Raw genomic sequence first — 666 nt, forward strand, 5'->3', positions numbered from 1 at the left:
AAAAAGCTGCACAGATTAGTACAGCTTTTTGTATGCTTGTTTTGAGAGGCGAGAAGATTTAAAGTTTGAAACTATCCCTACGGCTTCTGTAACCATAATAACCACAAACACTCGAAATTATGGCGCCTATCAGACTGCCTAAAAAGCCCCACCATCCCATGTGCGAGGCTGTGTTCGTGGCTTTTGTGACGGTGTTTTGAGCGCTCTTTATGGTATCTTCAAGATTGTCAGAGAGGGTTTCAGCCCGTTCTTCAAACGCTTTTATCGCCTTTTCGGTTTTTTCCTCAGCCTTGTGATAGACATGAAGGGCACGGTTGGCTGCTGTTTGTGCATCCGTGCGTGACATGCCATCCTTCATGAGGGTATTGATGATATCGGCTCTCTCAAATTTGCTTGTCAGAGCTTCTACGCGATCAGAAAGGCGCTCACCAAGATTTTTTAAAGTCTTGCGGTAATGAGAAGGATCATTTTTAAAAGCTGTGATTGCCTCGCCAATATCACTGAGTGCTGCCTGATAAGATGTTTTTAAGCGTTCAGGGTTGAGGGCAGGAATGTCGCTTTTATTGAGAAGCGTGCGCAACTCACTACCAAGTTTGTCAAAATTAATGCCACCATCACTGTTCTTTGTTAAAAACTTTGCAAAATCCTCGCTGTTTAATTTTGTAA

1 pseudogene is annotated in these 666 nt (G+C 43.1%); it reads right to left on the reverse strand.

What is annotated here, in order from left to right:
- Window positions 1–58: 58 nt before the first annotated feature.
- A pseudogene (locus ABD909_RS06945) lies at window positions 59–666 on the reverse strand (DUF3792 domain-containing protein); the annotation flags it as partial.

Source organism: Bartonella acomydis (assembly GCF_039543025.1).
Lineage (GTDB): Bacteria > Pseudomonadota > Alphaproteobacteria > Rhizobiales > Rhizobiaceae > Bartonella > Bartonella acomydis.